This window comes from Alexandriicola marinus, from assembly GCF_004000435.1.
Taxonomy (GTDB): domain Bacteria; phylum Pseudomonadota; class Alphaproteobacteria; order Rhodobacterales; family Rhodobacteraceae; genus Alexandriicola; species Alexandriicola marinus.
On the sequence record NZ_RBVZ01000022.1, the window covers coordinates 1 to 18,506 of the forward strand.

Sequence of the window (18,506 nt, forward strand, 5' to 3'; positions counted from 1 at the left end):
TGGGCGTGCGGGATCGGGCCATGGCGGGCGTCCTTTCGAGTTTTGGTGAGAGGGAATGGTGATCAGATTGACTGAAGGGGCCTCGGATCGTTGGCGATCCTGGCACCGAGGGCTTCGACCATGTCGATGTAGGCGGTCAGCGAGACGGATCTGCCAGAACCGCAAGGATCAGGGTCGACCGATCCGTCCCGCGCCACCCGCGGCAGTCTCGCGAAGGCAATGACATCGGTGACGGGTCGGATATCGATGAAGGGCGTCCCTCGTGCGACCACAAGAGTGGCCAAGGGAAAGCGCTCGATCGGCGCGAAGGTCGAAACGGTGGTCCAACCGAGATGGAGGAATGTCCCACCCTCCCCGCAGATCACGTGCGCGTTTGGCAATGACGCCGCCTGCTTCAGATAGCCGAGATCACGCAGGACGGTCTCACGCTCGAGCTGCAGTGCCTGGCCCGTCTGGCCGGTTCGGCGTAGTTCCTTGTGCCGCCACCACGAGGCGGCGGTCGCGCGTAACACGCACAAGACACCTGTTTGCATCGGAATGCCCTTCATCAATAACAGCAGACCGGAATCCGGCCCGGACCCATCTGAGGGACCCCAAAGGCCCTCATCCGTCAGTCACAAAACCCGAAGGACACTTTCTCTTTTTCCGGCCCCTTTGGGCACACAACAAAACCGAAAAGCCCGGCCCTTCTGCCGAAGCCATTGATTTCATGCAGCAATTCCAGATCGGCAGGCAAGATCGGCAACGCATATCGGCAAAACCTTGCTTGAAAGTACGAAATGTGTTTATTTTTCAATTACTTTGCAAACATGGAAGATCGGCAAAAATGCTGGAAACACCCGCCAGGATCGAACCCTGCTTCTTCGAGGAGCATATTCCCACAGAACTGGCAGACCTTTCGGTCGACATCCAGAGGGAAGCCACCGGGCTGGGACAAGGGTTGCATCCTGACAGCGCAGCCGAGCTTGCCGATCTCGTCCGCGTGATGAACTGCTACTACTCCAACCTGATCGAAGGACACAACACGCGCCCCCGCGACATCGAAAGGGCGCTGGCGGGCGCCGAGCTTGAGGAAGAAACCCGTCCCCTCGCCCTTGAGGCCCGAGCGCACGTCATCGTTCAACGGGCCATCGACGAGATGCATCGCAAGGGCACCCTGCCCCGCCCCACATCCGTCGAATTCCTGACTTGGGTCCATAAGAGCTTCTACGAAGAGATGCCGGATGAGTTTCGGGTCATCGAACATCCCGACGGCACACAAGAACCCATCGTTCCGGGACGCATGCGCCAGGATGATGATCGGGAAGTTGCGGTCGGGCGCCACCTACCTCCTTCATCGTCGCGCGTCGCGGCATTCATGGACCATTTCGACAAACGATTTCAGATTGCGGCGCGGTCTTCGAGCGGACGGATCATCGCGATCGCCTCTGCACATCACCGGCTCAACTACATCCACCCTTTCCCGGATGGGAACGGTCGTGTCAGCAGACTGATGTCTCATGCCATGGCCCTCACAGCGGGGATTGGTGGCCAAGGGCTCTGGTCCGTATCACGTGGGCTGGCCCGCGGGCTAACCGATCGAGGCGAGTACAAACGGATGATGGATCTGGCCGACAGTCCACGCCGCGGAGACCGCGACGGACGGGGGAACCTGTCAGAAGCGGCACTGAAGACGTTTAGTGAATGGTTCCTAAAGGTGACGCTCGACCAGATCACCTTCTCAGCAAGATTGTTCGATCTCGGCGGACTAGACCAACGGTATCGTCGTCTTGTTGCAGATACCATCGATGACAAGCGAGCGCCGGAACTAATCTCGGCGGTTCTTCGTCATGGGGCACTGGAACGAGGCGATGCGCAGATTGTGCTCAAGACGTCCGAGCGTACTGCTCGCAACACGCTGAGTAAACTGACCGCCGCCGGATACATGACGTCCGCCTCGCCGAAGACGCCAGTACGGTTGACGTTTCCGTTGGATTATAGAGAGCGGCTCTTTCCAAACCTCTTTGGAGACGGTGACATGCCCGTGTGACTGGCAACCGAAGCACCCTGTTTCTGGCCAAGTCCGCGAGCGCAACCTCTGACCGTGTTGGAAAGAAGTTCACAGCTGTGAACTATCCCGAGCTATCCTACTTGTCAGCCGAGTTCACAGCTGTGAACTCATCATGCAGCATCCCGCCGCATCAAGGCCATGATCATCGGACCGCAGGAGAACTCCCCAATTGCTGCCTTTGAAGATAGGGTTCTCAAGTAGCCTCCAGGTGATCGGATATCCGCAAACCGTTCAAGCATTGCAACGATCACAACAGACGCTTCTTCGGGACCCATATAGCGTTTCGCCTCGTCCCACGCGGACGGGGAAATACCCATCATGGGCCTGACCACATCAGCCACCCGGACCAGATCGTGCCAGTGGCGCACGGGCTGCTCGGAATACGCTTTGAATTCCTGACAGGAAGCGAGGACGAGACCAAGCGGTATGTTCGGCATCAGTTGATCGTCAATAGTTGCCGTTGAGTTGCCCTCATCTTCAGAACACAGATGACTATTGGCAACTTCTGGAGTTTCGCGCACAGCGCCTCCGCCCCGCGCTTTTTCTAAGCGAGGTTCAAGATCATAAGAGTCTTTATTTGAATTCTGATAGTGCTGCTCAGAAACAGCATCATTGGTGCTCATATTTTCTGTTTCACAGCCATCCAGAAGGCTTCGGGCGTGATCTAAAGCTGACCCCAAAGCGTCTTCGATGCGCCTAAGGTCTTCCATTTCGAGTTTTCTGCGAAGATCTCGGGCCATTAGGGCCGCAAGATCAGAGAATTGGTCCCAGACGCCCTGATCCGGACGAAGTGAGCGCCCGTACTCGGCCAGCCCTGCGAGGTCACGCCGCATGAGGCTCACAGTGGCACGTAAGCGCTTGTACCGCTCTTCTGCGGCCCGGACGGTCTCAGCGGCCTCACAAACCTCCTGGAAGCGTCGAACGAGCGGAGAGAGGTCGAACCCAAACGCAACCTTTTCGTCGCCGTAGCGGCGGGCATAGCGCTTCCCATTGGGGCTATCGCGCCGGACAACAAAGCCAGTCTGCACAAGGTTGGAGAGGTGGCGCCGCATCGTCGAGCAGGGCATGCCGTTCAGGCGCTCGCAAATCGCCTTGTTGGACGGATGTACAATCAATTCGCTGTCATTGCCTCCGAGAATTGTCGCTTGGTGAAAGCTGACCAGCGCCTGAAGCACCGTCAAATCCCGATCGGACAAGCCGAACGCGACTCGAGCGGCAGCGAGCTCCCTCAGGACCTCCCACTTGTTGGCGCCGGCTGGGGGCAGGTCTTCTTGGGTCGCTGCCTGATGTTTCAGGATGGCAGCATCTATCGTTCGCCGGAACGGCGTTACGGGCGTGTAGTCCATTTTGTCATTCACGAAGACAAAAATATCCCGGTCCGCGAATCACTTTGGACTTGCGGAAAATAGCTCCGGACACTACCTTGAAGGTGCTAGAAACAAGTTAGGGTCTCGTGGAGTGGTCGCTTTGCGGGACCTTTTCTTTTGCCTTTTCGTGCCTCCTTCTTTGATTTCTGCTCTTCCTCAGTCTTCCGACCGCTGCTTCCAGCGTTCGTGAAGGTCTTCAATCATGTCATGCACTTGCGTCTCGACCCAATCGGCGAAGTCTCCACCCGCCAACTCGATCGATAGGCCCTTGGCAGTGCGTTTGACCGTGCCGCCGCGTTTGCCGCCGATCTTCAGCGGGACGCTGGAAGGTGGGGCAGGGGAGGGCGACTTGGCCGGTTTAATCGCCTTGGTCACAGCCTTTTCTACGGCCAGGAACGCTTGGATGGACGTGTCATTGGTAGAGGCAACGTCATCCACCACCATGGAGGTCTCGGCATTTTCACGTGCCTCTTTCGCGATCCCGATAAGGTCCTCGCAGTCCAGACCATTTTCGTCGATGGCCCGACCAAGGGATTCCCATCGGGGTCGGCCAATGCCATGGGCGGCGCCAATGGCGCGTACCAGATCCGGCCCGACCATGTCCGCGATCGCGATCGCCATAGATATGGACGACTTCGTGACGGTAAGAATTTCTGCAACCTGAGATTGATTTCCGAAGCCGGACGACACAAGGTCCTTTGCGAACAGGGCCTTTTCAATAAAAGACAAATCGCGCCGCCCCATGTTCTCCGAAATCTGAGCACGCAGAGCGCTGTCGTCATCCAGGTTGGTGACTAACGCGCGAACCTTGGTAACCTTATCGGACTGACGGATCGCCTCCAGCCTGCGTCGCCCATAGACCAAAAGGTAGCGATCATCTTCACCCGGCGCACGTCGCACGAGGATCGGAACAGTCTGACCGTTCGCCTCAATCGCATCGCGCAAATCCAGTACATCGGCCGGGTCAAGCCGGTCCGCCATACGCCCGTCTTCGATGCTCGCCGGGTCCAGTTCCCAAACATGATGGGAATCGACCGCGTCGCGGGCGGACCGAAGGGCGCGATTCGAGGTCATCATCGGTGTCACAGCACCTGTCTGAGGGGCAGGGGAGGGGGCCCCAGCTGCCGCGAGACTGTCCAGCATTGACATGCGCTTCTTCTTGCCACTGGTCATGTGCGCCCCCAGGTTTTCTGGATTAGGTCGGCGATCTCGTCATTCAGCGTATTCAGGCTCTCAATCGCGCGATCATAGGTGGAACGCGTGAACGCGCTGCGTTCCACTTCATAAAGTGTCTGCTTGGTCAGGCCCGCATCTGAGATGGCTGTGGACTTCAACATGGGCGAATTCAGCACGGCTTCGCCGTACATTGTTCGCAGGAAAGCCACGATGCGGTTCTGCGGCGCATCCTGCGGCTCGTAGCGGGTCAAAACATAGCGCATCCAGTCATGAGACATGTCAGCGCCGCTCTCGGCGATCACGTCCATGAGGTCGGCTGTCATGCGGAGGAATTGCGACATGGACATCACATCGAGCATCTCTGGATGGATGGTCACCAGAACGCCCGTGGCCGCGGACAGGGCGGACATGGTCAGAAAGCCAAGCTGCGGAGGGCAATCTATGACGACCACGTCGTAGTCCTCATCGACCTGGGCCAGCGCCTCCTTCACGCGGAAGAAGAAAAGTCCGGCATTGCCCTGCGCCAGCGCGCGCGGGGTGTCGTGCTCGAACTCCATCAGTTCGAGGTTGCCGGGGATCAAGTCCAAATTGGGGATATAGGTCTTGCGGATGACCGACCGGATCGGCTCCGGGTCCTCATAGCGGATCGCATCGTAGAGAGTGCCGCCATCTTCGAGGTCCAATTCCGGCTGAACGCCGTGCAGCGCGGTGAAGGAAGCTTGTGGGTCAAGATCAATGCCCAGCACACGATATCCGCGCAGGGCAAGCCGTTGGGCGAGATGGGCAGAGGTTGTTGTTTTTCCGGACCCGCCCTTGAAATTCATCACGCCGATGACCTGAAGATGATCACCTTCTCGTCGTCCGGGAACGTAATCGCCCGGCTTGCGAGCGGTTTTTTCAAGGAGTACACGCAGCGCCTGGATATCCTGCGCCGAGTAAAGACGACGGTTGCCGGCGGTAAGCTCGGGAGAAGGCCCTTTGCCATCCAAGTTGAGTTTGCGAAGATAGGAATCGTTTACGCCGAGCAGCGCCGCAGCCTCACCAGAGGTGAATTTGCGCATGGTCTTCTCGGCATCGGGTGGAAACAGGCTCTCACGTTGCGAATGCAACTGGTTCGCCAGCCATTCCGAATGCTGGCGGATCACCGCGTTGAGATCCTCATGCACAAAGGTATTATCCATCTGCCCTCTCGCTTCCGAGACATCGCGTCTTTGGCGTGTTCACGGAAATTGACGTTTTTTGCCTCGTTTCCGTGACTATTGGCGCAAGAGTCGGATTCGCGCAAGGTTTTTCCACATCTAGTGGGCGAGTCGTCACCGAACACAAGGCTGTTAGGCTTCCTGCTGCATGGTGTAACGCACCGCATCTCACGAAAAGGGACAGGGGAGAACTCTTGTCGGAGGGCTCCAGCATGGCTTTGAGCGCACCAGAGCTTGCCTTTTGGCAGTTCTGGATATACATTACTGGATGTTTATCCATGCCTGAGAGGACAAGATGCAAGTTGCCAAATGGGGAAACTCCCTTGCCGTCCGGCTACCCGCGGATCTTGTGAGGGAACTCGGCTTAAAGGAAGGCGATCAGGTCGACCTGGTAAAGGACGATGGAACCATTCTTGTGAGACGCCAAACTCGCGCCGATGAAGTTCTACAAGGGCTGAGGCGGTTTCGCAGAAAACTGCCCAAGGATGCGCGTCTAAGCCGCGACGCCGCGCATGAGCGCTGAATTCGCAGACACGAATGTTGTGCTCTACCTGCTCGACGATGGTCCAAAGGCTGAGAGGGCGGAGGAAATTCTGGGGCAGGGACCCCGGATCAGCGTTCAGGTCCTGAACGAAGCGATGGTCAATTGCCGACGGAAAGCTGGGCTCAGTTGGGAAGATACCGGAGCGTTTCTTGAGGGTATTACGTCCGTATGCCCTGTCGAGGGCCTAACGGTTCAAACCCATCAAGTCGGTCGCGCGTTGGCAGAGAAGTACCAGTTATCGGTCTATGACGCGATGATCGTGTCTGCCGCGCTGATCGCTGGGTGCACGACTTTGTGGACTGAGGACATGCACGACGGATTGCTGGTCGAGGATCGGCTGCGCATCGTCAATCCATTTGCCTGACCAGCAACCCAAGTCGCTCCGCCCGTTCCAACAGCATCCTGACGGATGACGGTTGCCAGCTTGTGCGTCCCCGTGGAGTCCGCTCACGCATGGCTTCCAACCGGTCGCAGATCGCCTGTAGCGTGATATCCGGGTCCGAACCTTTGATGGCCGCAACAATCGCAGGCAGGCGATCGTCGGTTTTGCGGCGTCCAGCGCGTCCAAGCACTTCAGCGGGCAGGAACCCATCCCGCACATATGCCTTCACGGCACGGAGCAGGCGGCTTTGCGTCCAACGGCGGTCTTGGGGCAGGGGGGCATTGATAATCCGCAGCACGTCTTCCCAGGCCATATCCGGCCGTAGGCGGCGCACATGGGGCACCCAATCCTGCGCGGTTTCGTTCAGGCGCTCCATGTAGCCGTCCTGTCGTGCCAGCCGCACCTTGCGCAGCGCGGCGGGGTCTTTGGTGCGAAGCCCAGGATTGCCACCAACGCGGCCCTTGGCGCGTGCAGAGACAAGCCCGGCCTTCGTGCGCTCACGTATCAGCGCGCGCTCGAACTCCGCCGCGGCGCCCAGAACCTGCAATGTGAATTTTCCTTGAGGGGAGGCGGTGTCGATGGGGTCCTGCAGCGAGCGGAAGAAAGCTCCCTTGGCCTCCAGACGCTCGATCACCTCCAGTAAGTGCGACAGAGACCGCGCAAGCCGGTCGATCCGCACGACGACCAGCGTATCGCCGCTCTGGACCCGTTCGAGCACCCGCGCGAGCACAGGACGCGCGCGATTGCCGCCTGAGGCGTGCTCTTCAAAGATCTCGGCACAGCCCGCCGATTGCAGCGTCTCGGACTGGGGCAGGGGGGTCTGATCCTCTGTGGAAACGCGGGCATAGCCTATCAGGGACATGAAAACGGGCCGTTTGCAATTTTATGTATCACCAATAAACGACCGAATGACCGGGTGGTCAAAGTCCTGCGGCCTTGGTCAGGTTCACGCGGAACCGGTCGCGGCGTCGCTGGTAGCGGCGGGTCATCTCGGCGGAGGCGTGGCCGAGTTGCTTCTGGACGTGGCGCTCGTCGACCTCCGCCGAACTGGCGAGTCCGGCCCTCAAGGAATGACCAGAGAACAGTGCGAGGCGCTCCGTCTCGGGCAGGTCGGCCCGAATGCCGGCATCACGCACGCACCGCTTGATCAGCCGCGCCACATGCCGGTCGTTCAGCCGTCGGTCCAGCGCCCGTTTGCCGTCCCGCGAGATGCCGACAAAGACCGGGCCGAAATCCACCCGCCCGAATTCCAGCCATTGTTCGAGCGCATGAACCGGACAGCTCCGCTCGGACGAACCGCGCCCGATCTCGACCTCCCGCCAGCCGGTTTTCGAGTTCAGTGTCAGAAGCGCACCCGCGTCGAGCATCTCGATCCATCCGCCGCTTTCCGATGTGTCATCCTTGTGGACATCGAGGGCGACAATCTCCGAGCGGCGCAATCCGCCAGCATAGCCCAGAAGCAGGATCGCCCTGTCACGCAACCCGCGCAAATCGAAGGGCAGGGTGGCGACCATGGCGAGGATGTCGTCGGCCTGGATCGCCTCCTTCTGCCTGGGGGGCCGCGCATGTCTACGCCGGATCCCGGCCAGAACGCGGGCGATGTGGCGGTCCTTCCGATCGAGCGGGACGCCGCGTTGTGCATAGTTCCAGGCGAGGCCCGAAAGACGGCGGTCGATCGTACTGACGGACAGGGCAGGGGAGAGGCCCGAACCCGAGGTCAGGTCCGCGAGGTAGAGCCCGACCATCTCGGGCGAGGGCGGCAGGGGGTCAGCGCCCTTGATCCGACACCAACGCGCAAAATGTTCCCAGTCCTTTGCATAGGCCTTCAGCGTGTTCTCGGATGCGGCCGCCCGTGCGTAGTTGCTGGCAGTTTTCACCAATCTCTCGAGGGAGCCGGACCCGGTCACATGTGCGGGCAGGCCCACGGCGTCGCTCACAGATCGGTCGCTCCGGGCGTCTTTGTCGACCGACGACCTGGCGGGCGCCTCTGAGCGCGATTTGTCGCTTTTTCCCGGCATTGGATTCAGTGTATTTTATCATGTCCGATAATACAAGATTATCGGACATGATGAAGCTCCGTAGATGGCGGCGGTTTCTGCGTTAAATGATAGATGAAAGCGCCGTTATGGGATAGGGTTCAATCATGACCTGCGCCAGCCACTATCCGTCGCACATCTCCGATTCGATATCCGCGATGCCCGGCTGGATCACCTCGGCCCGGGCTGAAACCCTTGAAGATGCAGCGTTTCTCTCGGGTGCGGCTCTCAGCCATCTGCATGATGTCATGGGGCGGGCTGTGGTGCCCTGCGCCCTGATGCGTGACCGGCTGGCGCTGCGTGCGTCCGAGGTTCGGATGACACAGTCGGGGCGTCCGGAGCGGGCGGGGGAGTTGCGCGATGCGGTTCTGTTGCTCCGTCCCGGGGACCTGCCCGGCCCAGCGGGAGAGGTCTACCTGGCCTGGCGGCGCGCGGTGGACCGGCCCCTTTCGCCCAGCTCGCTGCACCGGGCGCTTCCGGATATCGGGATGGACCGGATCGCGCGCTCGCTGAATACCGGGCAGGGTGCGCCGATGAGCCGTGCGGCGGTGGTGCTGGAGGCTGTCCTGGCCGAGTCGCCGCGGGCCGAGTCGCCCGCGCTGATCCTCGCGGATGCCGTCCTTGCGCGGGCACTTGGCTGGGATCACCTCCTGCCCTTGCTGGCGACGGGCCTGTCCCGTGCGGACCTGCGCCGGCGCGGCGGGGATCTGTGCCTGGCCTGCCATCGGGCCGCGATGTCGGCCGCTGGTGACGCGGTGCGCCTGGCCGCGGAGTTGACACGGCGCGCGGCATATCTGCGCGCCGTCGCGCCCAGGCTGAGGGCGAAAGGGGCGGAAGAGGCGGTGCAGATGTTCCTGACCCGGGAGGCCGTTGCGCCTGCGGCGCTTCCCCTGTCCGATCGGGCCGCCCGGCGGCTCTGTGACCGGCTGATCGACCTGGGTGCGATCCGGGAGCTGACCGGCCGCGACACGTTCAGGCTCTACGGGGTGTAGCCGTGGCGCAGGGCGAGACCGAGCCGGAGCTTGACCGCGAACTTGTCGACCTGCCGCCGGAATTGCGATGGCGCGAATGGATGCGGCGGATCGAGGCGGTCCTTTTCGCCAGCGCCGCGCCGGTGTCGCGCGAGGATCTGGCGCGGGTGGTGGGGCAAGGAGCCTCGGTCGATCTTCTGGTCGCGGACCTCGCCGCCGATCTGCAAGGACGCGCCTTCGAAATCGCCAGGCTGGGCGGCGGCTGGATGTTCCGGACGCGGCCCGCCTATGCGCCTGCGATCCGTGCGGCAGCGGATGTGGGGAATCAGCTTCTGAACCTGAGCGAATTCGACGTCGCGGTCCTGGCCGCGATCGCCTATCACCAGCCCGTCACGCGCGACGGGCTCAAGGACATCTTCGGCCGCGAGATCAGCCGCGACCTGATCGGCCGGCTGCATGCGCGCGGCCTGATCGCCAACGGGCCGCGCGCGCCACGCCGTGGCGCGCCCTATACCTTCGTGACGACCGAAGCCTTCCTTGTCGCCTTCGGACTGGAGAGCCTGCACGATCTGCCCGACAGGGAGCAGATGCAGGATGCGGGCCTCGACGCCGGGCCATAGGGCAATCCGGACGACACATGTCTTCGTCCTGCCGGACGTCCGGGGCACTCACAGGCCGGAAGCTGGCCGGGATATCCGGCAAACACGAGAAAGCGCCAAGAAGCACCCGTCGAAACAGCGACGAAAGGCAGATTTAGATACAAATCCTCCAGTCTCGAGGATAGGGGTATTTCTGTCCTTCTATCGCTCAGGTCTGCACCCTTTCCCTTGTCCACCATCCTCGTCATCTCGCCCATCTCGTCCCACCCGCCGCAGAATGGGGCGCGGCGGCGGATCCATTCGCTTCTGAGCCTGCTCAAGGCGCGCGGGCACCGGCACGGGCGTAGCGTTCGGACTGACGGTTGAGGGGCTGATGCTGGCCATACTTCCAAGAACGATCATCGCCAGCAGGCTGGGACCCGCCCATCCCCGCGGGATCGGATGGAAGGGCGCAGGGGGCTGGGTAATCTTCTCGCAGGCCGGCATGTGAACTTCTCGCGGACCGTCTGGATGACCTTCCACGGGCGCGGCACCACTTCGAGCGTTTCGGTAATGTCCTCGCCCATCTTCACGATGCGATCGGATCCGCAGCATGAACATGTGCCGGGGCCTCGACCACCACACGCTCGCGCGGCAGATGCTCGGGAAAGGCTTTCTTGACCGGTTTGCGCCGCATGAAGGCACCGACCCTGGTCGTCTTCCGCTCGGCCTGCACCCGGTCCTCGGCGGCGTCTGCGACCAGCTCCTCGAGTTGCAGTTCCAGCTGGTCGAGCAATTTCGCGCTACGTTCCGCGCTGCGGCCATACTTGTCTCGCTTGAGCAGCGCGACCTCGAGGCCGACGATCATCGCCTCGGAGGTCGAGACCACCGCGCGCGCCCGCGCGAGATCGGCTTCGGCCGAGGCGGCTCGCCCCTCCACCGCCGCAAGTGCGGCGCGCAATTCTTTGAGTTCGGAGCGGTTGTCTGACATGGCCGTCATCTACCATGGCAGCGCACCATAGCCCACAAAAACAAGGGCTTTCCCGACGATTTATCCAACCTTCTCAGGACGTTGCGTCCACGGCGGATTGCGCCAGTCGATCCCCTCGAGACGATAGCCGAGCTGCGCCGCCGAGACCTGAACAGCCTGTCCGGACTGGCTCACCGGCCAGATGAACTTTCCCGCCTCGAGCCGCTTTGCATAGAGCGACATGCCCACCCCATCATGCCAGAGCAATTTCACGAGATCACCCTGGCGCCCACGGAAGCAGAAGATTTCGCCGGCATGTGGGTCACGCCCAAGACCCTTCAGCGCCAAGCTGTTCATCCCTCAGCGCATGTCGGTCACGCCACCTGCGATCCACACGCGCACCCCCGCCGGGAACGCGATCATCGCGGATCCAGTACGGGCAGCAGCGCCGCCAGATGCGCCGATGCCAGTGAAGCAGGGATCGTCATGTGACGCCTGTTCGTAAGCGTGATGCCGATCGTCTCCATCGTGCCCGGCACCATGGCTGCTTCCAGACGCGTCGGCGTGGCGTCTTCGACCACGAGCGGCACGAAGCCCCCGCTCCGCCCGCACCCGTTAAGGGCACCCGTCCGATACTCACGCCGCCAAACCGTCAGAAGCGATCGCGAAATCCCGTATCGTCGTGCCGTCGCCGACCCTTGCCGATGGCCGCGTAGGCTTGCCTCGACGATCCGCACCTTGTCCGCGTCTGACCAGCGCCGACGACGGCCAACTTCGTCAGTCGCGAAGTTCTCAATCGGAGAAACAACTGCAGCGCATGCCATAAGGCAATGCCTTAAGATCAATGGCTCAATCGTGCCAAACGGCCTACACCGGAGGCTTACCATCAAAACGGGGAAACTCCGTTACATCGACCCGGGCAAGCCTCGGCAGAATGCCTTCATCGAGTCCTTCAACGGCAGCGTTCGCGCTGAACTCCTGAACGAGGAAATGTTCGACAGCCTGGACGATGCCCGGCGCAAGCTGGCCCTTTGGCGATACGATTACAACAATGTCAGGCCGTACTCATCGCTCGCGAACCAAGCACCAGCAGAAGCGCGCCGGACGCTCGAGCAGTTTGAGGGCTCCACGCCCGGCGCGCTTGCCAAAATCGACAATCAGAACCATGAAAACCAGACCCGCAGATTCTCATCATGAATAAGGAAGCCTCGAGGGGCAGGTCAGCATGAGCACAAGTATCCGCCCNTTCTCATCATGAATAAGGAAGCCTCGAGGGGCAGGTCAGCATGAGCACAAGTATCCGCCCGCACTACATCAGCCCTGTATCAGTTCACTGCAACCATCGTGAACGACGTGGGCCCGTGTTCAGTCAAGGCTGAGCAATCTTGACAAATCTCTCGATGAAGGAGGGGGTAGAACATTTTCGATCATCCCGGAGACGGCATGGGAATGGTGGTCTGGTCAAGTGGACAGCTTCATTCGAACGATACAGCAATATCTCGTTGGCGATCTCTCGACGTCTCGGCATCCGTTTAATGTGGAAGTGTCAATGTGTTTCTGTTGACAAATCACCCCCACCAGGGGCGGCGCTGGCTCCCAACCAGCGTCGCTTTTTCAATTTTGGCGTTTGCACACCTCCCGGATCATGCATCGAAAGACAGAATAACAGTACTTTCGGTTCTTCGGTGATCAGGGCCATGCCGGTTTAACGTAAAGTTGCGTATCCATTCACGCTTGTCCCAAAGGGCCAAAACGGCGCTGTCCCCCAAGGGCAGCGTCGTCCCCATTTGGACTTAGAGGTCGCTGTCTTGACATGCCTTCGGCTGTGATGGACCGACATGGCCTTGTCCGGGCGGAGACTTCCGATCGAGCGGCTCATGATCCTTTCGATGTCTGGACGGTGGCTCGCCATCTGCATAGCGTCCGAGTCGTCAAAGATCTCCAGAACTTGACGCTATCCAAGGCAAGGCAGCGCCCATCCCAAAAACGGCGCTGCCTTGTTCGTTTTGGGCTTTTGGGGTCATCTGTCGGGTCTACGCGGGTATCCTCGCATGGGAGGGTGTCAGATCGGCAGCAGTATGTGTCGAAGGAGGCCGCATGTATACTTTCGTGTTTTTGGCCTGAGCGAAGAAGATGGTCTATCGTTCTACGTGCCTTGATTTGTTACTGCTCGAAATCGCAATTTAAACGACGCTGACCTTGCGGTTGGCGTCGTTTATCATTTGACGACACGCCGCCAGACTGAGACCGCGTGTCGCTCGCCCATCACGTGCATGAAGTTCATTTCTGTCCACTCGGCTCAAATCCTCACGACAAGCTTGAGGGGCTCCGCGACGCGGAAGATAGGGGGTGACGGAAACATCCCCCGTGGTGGATGAGTTGTGAAGCCCGCCGCTTCGAAGCCGAAGTGGCTTGTAAATTGTCTGGCTTCGGACAGTGTCTTTCGCTCGACCGCGGCACCAAGCAGGCGCTGCTCGTGAATCTGGAAGTCTGACACCATCTCATCCGGGGATAGACCGGTCCCGTCGATGAGCTGCTCGATCAACATGTCCCGATTGACATCTGTACCATTCCAGTTCGGCGTGACACCGAATACGACATATTCAGGGGGGATGACGATCATTACGGAAATCGGGGGCTCCGACAATCGGCGCGCCGTAGTTGCTAGAGCCGCCATGCGGGTATCGCGGTCGGGAGCAGTAAACGCTACATCGCCCAGAACTGTGAGCGATCCCTTCAGGTGATAGACCAGGCGAATACCTTGCAGACTGAGATCGAGAGCGAAAGGGACCGGAGTTCCCTCAGACAGTTGGCTCAGCTCATAGGTCTTAAAATTCATGCGCGACGCAGCACAATTGAATCCTATCAAGAGGACAGTACCGCCTATGGCCGGTTCAATGAGACCCTCTTTGGATACCCCGAAGGTGTGTTCGTGCGATGTGAGTGAATAGCCTCGTGCGTTTGATGCGTCCTCTGACCTGCCCCAGATCTCCCCTTCCGTTCCGAACGTGCTCGCGCTTCTGGTTGTCAACCCGCTCAAGTCCATTCGGCAGATCGGCAACCATTGCCGATCACGGAAACAGGCTATCGGTCCCATTACATCGACAAGGTTACTGTCGAAGCCCTGGGTGGTCCTGTGGCCTTTACCCGAAGGTCTTCCTGTCCGCATGCGCCTTGGCTGGCGCGGTCATGTTCTGGTTATGAATCCTGACCCTGGGCAACCTGTCCCTCTTCCGCCGACGGCTACTGTCATGAGGTTGAGTCTGCCTTAAGATGCCGATATCGGCCGTTTCGGCCAAGAAGCGCGGCTGAATGGCCCGGGAAGCCGTCGGCGGCGCCCAACTCAGACCACGCCCGCCCAGAAATCGGCGAAGCCGAGGCGGTAGCTCAAGCACTCCCTAAGAAAGGTGCTCACATGCTGCGGTTACTCACATTCGTTATTCTGCCCTCTCTGGTTGTCGGTGCGATCTCACTTGCGATCTTCCTGGACAGGCAGAGAGAGAGCACCGAGTTCAACGGCAATCGATTTGCCGAGAGCGCTGCAGAGAGTTTTGCCCGACAGGTGGATATTTGGCGTACAGCCATGGATGCAGTGTTATCCGGCAATGCGGTGCAGGCAGAATTCGACCTAGACGCCCTTGCCGCCTCTGTTGAGCGTGTCACCGACCGTCTCGGTGGATGGGGGGTGTTGACCACTCGCGATGATCCCAGCGTCATGCTGTTCAATACGCTCAGACCCGGTGCGCGCAATATTCAAGTCGCGCGCGCAGTGCCGGAGATCGTCGCGCTCATGAAGGTTCTCGAGCCGGGTGAAGATGCCAGATTGTCAAATGTATTCGCGGGGCCGGTCGCGGGGGCTAAGGTTGTCGCGATGGTCAAGACCTTCAGAGCTGCAGACGGCAGGGATTACGTTCTGAGTTTCGCTTTCAATGTAGATGTATTGCGGGGTGTGCTGGCGCAGCAATCTGTGTCGCAACGCGGCAATGCCGCGCTTCTTGACAGCGCTTTTCAGGTTGTCACCAGGACAGGCGGCCCCGCATTTCTCGATCTCACCCAATTGCCAGAACCAGTCATCAAAGACGTGATCGATCGCCGAAGCGCGACCCACCTTAATATCAGTGCCCCAGATATCCAGTCCGGGGAACCAGCGATGTTATCCCATGCACCGATCCGGGGAACAGACTGGTCCCTGATGATGTTGCGTCCGGTAGAATTCGTTTCCCTAAACATCTTTGCGAGCCTGTTCCTCTATGGCACCACGCCACTTGCGCTCATCCTCTTTGGAGGATTTGACAGGATCCTGCGGCTGAGGGAGGCGCGTCAAGAGGTGGAGCGGCGGCTTCAGGCCGAGCGGGAGAGTGCGGCCAGACTTGCGGCGGCCCTGCAAAGGGCGGAAGAGGCTGAGAAAGGGCGACGACATGTTCTTGGTGTCCTCGGTCATGAAATACGGACACCTGTTCTTGGGGCCCTTGCGGCTCTGGATGTCATGTTAGAAAAGCTGCAAGGTTCTACGGACACCACGTCCCTCAGGTCTGCCCGACAAGGTCTCGACGTTCTCCTGTCGCTCGTTGACGATATGCTGGATACGGCACGGCTGAACACAAACCGGCTGACGATCACAAATCTGCCTCTTGATCCGGTCGGCCTGGTGCGCGAAGTGGCCGAGATCATCGAACCGTTGGCGGTGGGCAAGGGCCTTGCGCTGTCCCTCGACCTCCCCCTGGATGATCTATCCGTCATGGGAGACCGCCAGCGACTACGTCAGATTCTTATCAACCTTGCTTCGAACGCTGTGAAATACACCTCGTCGGGTGAGATCAGACTCGGCCTAGAGATGACAGGACGGCGTAACGATCTGGTTGATCTGGAGTTCTCCGTTTCCGATACTGGGAGGGGCATATCATCTCTCGAAGCCGCGCGGATATTCAGTCCCTTTCAACGTGGCGACGGGGCGTTTGAAGACGGTATTGCTGGACTCGGGCTTGGATTGTCGATCTCTCGGCAGCTTGTGGAACGCATGAATGGCAAGCTCTGGGTGGAAACTGGCCCGGTTCGAGGTTCAGTGTTTCACTGTTCACTCACCCTTAAGACCGCAGATGCCCCGGTCCTGCCGGTGGTTCTTTCTGAGGCTACCAGGTCGCCAAAGGCATTGCGCGGCCTTTCCCTCCTACTTGTAGAAGACCAGCCTTTGCAGGCTGAACTCTTGCTGAGAAAGTTCTCGGCTGCGGGCGTCGAGGTCTGGCACGCAGCGACGGGTGCCGAGGCCATCAAAGCCATATCAGATCACCGACCGGACGTTGTGCTGATCGATCTGGGATTGCCTGACATGACCGGTATCGAACTCGCGCGGCGATTGGCGGCGGCCGGCAGTCCAACGATCCGGATTGCATTCAGCGCCAACCCCGACAGTATCAGCGATCCAAAGGACAAGGCATTGTTTCAATCGGCAGCTGTAAAGTCCGGTGAATTCCGAACTATCACGAATGTCATCTTGGAGGCGTGGCTTTCCCATCAAGCCGAGGCGAAGCAGATTGGAGAGGGACAATAGCCCCTCTCCTTCCTCTCGGCCAGATCAGGAGCCAATCAGAAAATCGTCGAGTGACTTTCCTGCTTCGAGCCCTTCCTTGATCCATGCGGGCTGGCGTCCCTTTCCCGTCCAGGTGATAGATGGAGTCTCCGGGTGCTGGTATTTCGGTGAAGATTTTGAGCGCCCTGGTTTCTTTGCAGGTGCTGCAGCTGCCAGTTCTGCAAATGTGAACCCCAGTTCAAGTGCCTTGGCTTCCATCGCGGCAATCGCTTCGCGTTGTCGGCGCGCCTCAAACTCCTCAATCGCCGTGGCAACATCTTTTTGAAGCCGCTTCAGCTCACCAAGGCTCAGGGCCTTCAGATCCGTATCTGCCAATTCTTGTCCATCCTGAGTTATTTCCATTACGACAGCATAACGGCTTGATTACAAACTGCGCTAGGACAGAGATCAGGATTGACTTGATATTGTGACTGTCTCTGCACTGACTGTGGCACATATGCGCTGATCTCGGCCCTATCGCATGACAGGACCGCCAAGAGGTATGGACCTGCTGTTCTGTGCCAACCGTGGTGGCAGATCGAGCGCCTCGTCGATGAAGGCGGCTATCGCCCCCATCTCTTGCGGGTAGCCGCGTTCATGCCGGAGAAGCGCGTCCGCGCATGTTGCCGAGCGTGCCATCCAGATGTCGGTGTTCAGGCTTGCCAGTAGCCCCGTGAGCACGAGCATCTGCTTTGGCTCTTCGAGGAGACGCCTGATTGTCGTGTCCTCGACTTGTTCCATCCCGAGCAGCACGCGCGGGTGCATGGGGTCCACAGGTTTCTTGCGATCCCTGATACGGCCATCGAGGAACCCGAGCAGATCGTAGAACATCAGCCCTGTATCCGTCCCGTTCAGCATCGCGATCCGATCTATCAGATCGTCGCGCGTCTGATCATTCACCAACCTGTTGAACTGTTCCCGAAGCTCGTTCCTGCCGCCCCTTCCTTTAGAAAATCCCATGGGTCACCGCCTGTAAGTTAATGTTTTCCTTATATTATACCACGCGATCAGGGCTTCTTGCGAATTTCACGGGGCGTGCACTGGGGCGTTGATCGAGCTGATGGCAGTCCCTGGGGGGCGGTGAAGGCTGTTTTGTCCGTCCCATGGCTCTCTTTGAGAGATCGTTCCCGGTCCGGTCACCCGCCCTGCCGTCATGCCCTCTACCAAGGCGCGCGCGTCTCGCAACGGTCTGCCCGCCCCACCTCTTCGAGCCGTGTTGACCGTTTCCCCTGCCAACCCAGGGTGCGGGCCGCTTTTCGCGCCTTTGGTCTGTCGAGGGGCATCGGGCGGAATGATCCGTCCCGTGTCACTCAAAGGAGACCCAATCATGAAAGGAAACAGCACATTCAACGCCCTGCGGGCCATCAGCTTTGGAGGGCCACGCCATGCCAGTTAGCAAATGTATCAACTGCCACTACCACACCTTCTCGTGGATATGGGAAGAAGCCTTCGACAAATTCGGCTTTCACGATGGCGGTGAACAGATCGAAACCTACGAGGTCGCCAAGGCGCTGACCGGTGCGGGATACGAAGTGAAAGTGGACGGCTGGGGTATGCACAACATCCTTGTCGTCTCGATCAAGAAGGACGGGCAGGAGCTGATCCCCTACAACGATCCGAACATCAAATTCGGCTACACGGATGGCCTCGCTTGCCGGGATCGCGGC

Annotated in this window: 18 protein-coding genes and 2 pseudogenes; 8 read left to right on the forward strand and 12 right to left on the reverse strand. The window is 59.6% G+C overall.

Annotated elements, in window-relative coordinates; translation table 11 throughout:
• Nucleotides 1-62 precede the first annotated feature (62 nt).
• Nucleotides 63-533: a hypothetical protein gene (locus EP376_RS21400; protein WP_235974561.1), complete on the reverse strand. Its 471-nt coding sequence runs from the start codon at nucleotides 531-533 to the stop codon at nucleotides 63-65.
• Between the two features lie 293 nt (nucleotides 534-826).
• Between EP376_RS21400 and EP376_RS21405 the strand changes: the two genes are divergently transcribed.
• Nucleotides 827-2,029, forward strand: coding sequence for a Fic family protein (locus tag EP376_RS21405; protein ID WP_054540538.1), 1,203 nt, complete (start codon nucleotides 827-829; stop codon nucleotides 2,027-2,029).
• Between the two features lie 131 nt (nucleotides 2,030-2,160).
• Here EP376_RS21405 and repC read toward each other — a convergent pair whose 3' ends face one another.
• From repC to repA, 3 genes are all read right to left on the reverse strand, one after another.
• Nucleotides 2,161-3,396, reverse strand: a complete 1,236-nt coding sequence (gene repC / locus EP376_RS21410; protein WP_012187363.1) for a plasmid replication protein RepC — start codon at nucleotides 3,394-3,396, stop codon at nucleotides 2,161-2,163.
• A gap of 177 nt (nucleotides 3,397-3,573) precedes the next feature.
• Nucleotides 3,574-4,590 carry a plasmid partitioning protein RepB gene (gene repB, locus EP376_RS21415; RefSeq protein ID WP_054540539.1) on the reverse strand — a complete coding sequence of 339 codons (1,017 nt, stop codon included), beginning with the start codon at nucleotides 4,588-4,590 and terminating at the stop codon, nucleotides 3,574-3,576.
• Entirely contained in the window at nucleotides 4,587-5,774 is a 1,188-nt protein-coding gene (gene repA, locus EP376_RS21420; RefSeq protein ID WP_027263652.1) for a plasmid partitioning protein RepA, read from the reverse strand. The genes repB and repA overlap by 4 nt, the downstream gene beginning before the upstream one ends.
• A gap of 313 nt (nucleotides 5,775-6,087) precedes the next feature.
• Here repA and EP376_RS21425 point away from each other — a divergent pair, with 313 nt between their 5' ends.
• Complete coding sequence (locus tag EP376_RS21425) at nucleotides 6,088-6,315, forward strand: AbrB/MazE/SpoVT family DNA-binding domain-containing protein (RefSeq protein ID WP_054540540.1); 228 nt, start codon at nucleotides 6,088-6,090, stop codon at nucleotides 6,313-6,315.
• Nucleotides 6,305-6,700 carry a PIN domain-containing protein gene (locus EP376_RS21430; protein WP_012187367.1) on the forward strand — a complete coding sequence of 132 codons (396 nt, stop codon included), beginning with the start codon at nucleotides 6,305-6,307 and terminating at the stop codon, nucleotides 6,698-6,700. Before EP376_RS21425 ends, EP376_RS21430 begins: the two co-directional genes overlap by 11 nt.
• Here the strand turns inward: EP376_RS21430 and EP376_RS21435 are convergent.
• Both EP376_RS21435 and EP376_RS21440 read right to left on the reverse strand, forming a co-directional pair.
• Nucleotides 6,684-7,580: a recombinase family protein gene (locus EP376_RS21435; RefSeq protein WP_054540541.1), complete on the reverse strand. Its 897-nt coding sequence runs from the start codon at nucleotides 7,578-7,580 to the stop codon at nucleotides 6,684-6,686. The two genes, EP376_RS21430 and EP376_RS21435, sit on opposite strands and share 17 nt — an antisense overlap.
• A gap of 58 nt (nucleotides 7,581-7,638) precedes the next feature.
• On the reverse strand, nucleotides 7,639-8,736 hold the full coding sequence (locus EP376_RS21440; protein ID WP_127657551.1) for a tyrosine-type recombinase/integrase: 1,098 nt from the start codon (nucleotides 8,734-8,736) through the stop codon (nucleotides 7,639-7,641).
• A gap of 125 nt (nucleotides 8,737-8,861) precedes the next feature.
• Between EP376_RS21440 and EP376_RS21445 the strand changes: the two genes are divergently transcribed.
• Both EP376_RS21445 and scpB read left to right on the forward strand, forming a co-directional pair.
• Nucleotides 8,862-9,746, forward strand: coding sequence for a DUF1403 family protein (locus EP376_RS21445; protein ID WP_127657552.1), 885 nt, complete (start codon nucleotides 8,862-8,864; stop codon nucleotides 9,744-9,746).
• 80 nt (nucleotides 9,747-9,826) lie between these two features.
• Nucleotides 9,827-10,345, forward strand: a complete 519-nt coding sequence (scpB, locus tag EP376_RS21450; protein WP_238928956.1) for an SMC-Scp complex subunit ScpB — start codon at nucleotides 9,827-9,829, stop codon at nucleotides 10,343-10,345.
• Nucleotides 10,346-10,655: 310 nt separating this feature from the next.
• Here the strand turns inward: scpB and EP376_RS21455 are convergent.
• The 3 genes and pseudogenes from EP376_RS21455 to tnpA form a co-directional block, all read right to left on the reverse strand.
• Nucleotides 10,656-11,294: pseudogene (locus EP376_RS21455) on the reverse strand (transposase domain-containing protein); the annotation flags it as partial.
• 60 nt (nucleotides 11,295-11,354) lie between these two features.
• Nucleotides 11,355-11,630 (reverse strand): IS66 family insertion sequence element accessory protein TnpB, encoded by a 276-nt coding sequence (gene tnpB, locus EP376_RS21460; RefSeq protein ID WP_338068417.1) that lies wholly within the window; start codon nucleotides 11,628-11,630, stop codon nucleotides 11,355-11,357.
• A 62-nt stretch (nucleotides 11,631-11,692) separates the two neighbouring features.
• Nucleotides 11,693-12,160, reverse strand: a complete 468-nt coding sequence (gene tnpA, locus EP376_RS23540; protein WP_338068418.1) for an IS66-like element accessory protein TnpA — start codon at nucleotides 12,158-12,160, stop codon at nucleotides 11,693-11,695.
• A 19-nt stretch (nucleotides 12,161-12,179) separates the two neighbouring features.
• On the opposite strand from tnpA, the pseudogene EP376_RS21470 reads away from it, so the two are divergent.
• A pseudogene (locus EP376_RS21470) lies at nucleotides 12,180-12,470 on the forward strand (integrase core domain-containing protein); the annotation flags it as partial.
• 1,102 nt (nucleotides 12,471-13,572) lie between these two features.
• On the opposite strand, the gene EP376_RS21475 reads toward EP376_RS21470, so the two are convergent.
• Nucleotides 13,573-14,112 (reverse strand): hypothetical protein, encoded by a 540-nt coding sequence (locus tag EP376_RS21475; RefSeq protein ID WP_127657555.1) that lies wholly within the window; start codon nucleotides 14,110-14,112, stop codon nucleotides 13,573-13,575.
• A 576-nt stretch (nucleotides 14,113-14,688) separates the two neighbouring features.
• Between EP376_RS21475 and EP376_RS21480 the strand changes: the two genes are divergently transcribed.
• Entirely contained in the window at nucleotides 14,689-16,821 is a 2,133-nt protein-coding gene (locus EP376_RS21480) for a hybrid sensor histidine kinase/response regulator (protein WP_127657556.1), read from the forward strand.
• A gap of 24 nt (nucleotides 16,822-16,845) precedes the next feature.
• Here the strand turns inward: EP376_RS21480 and EP376_RS21485 are convergent, their stop codons facing one another.
• A complete protein-coding gene (locus tag EP376_RS21485; RefSeq protein ID WP_127657557.1) occupies nucleotides 16,846-17,175 on the reverse strand; it encodes an H-NS histone family protein in 330 nt (109 codons plus the stop codon).
• A 138-nt stretch (nucleotides 17,176-17,313) separates the two neighbouring features.
• A complete protein-coding gene (locus EP376_RS21490) occupies nucleotides 17,314-17,799 on the reverse strand; it encodes a hypothetical protein (RefSeq protein WP_127657558.1) in 486 nt (161 codons plus the stop codon).
• A 425-nt stretch (nucleotides 17,800-18,224) separates the two neighbouring features.
• On the opposite strand from EP376_RS21490, the gene EP376_RS21495 reads away from it, so the two are divergent.
• A partial coding sequence (locus tag EP376_RS21495) for a hypothetical protein (RefSeq protein WP_164745031.1) occupies nucleotides 18,225-18,506 on the forward strand: 282 nt, incomplete at its 3' end.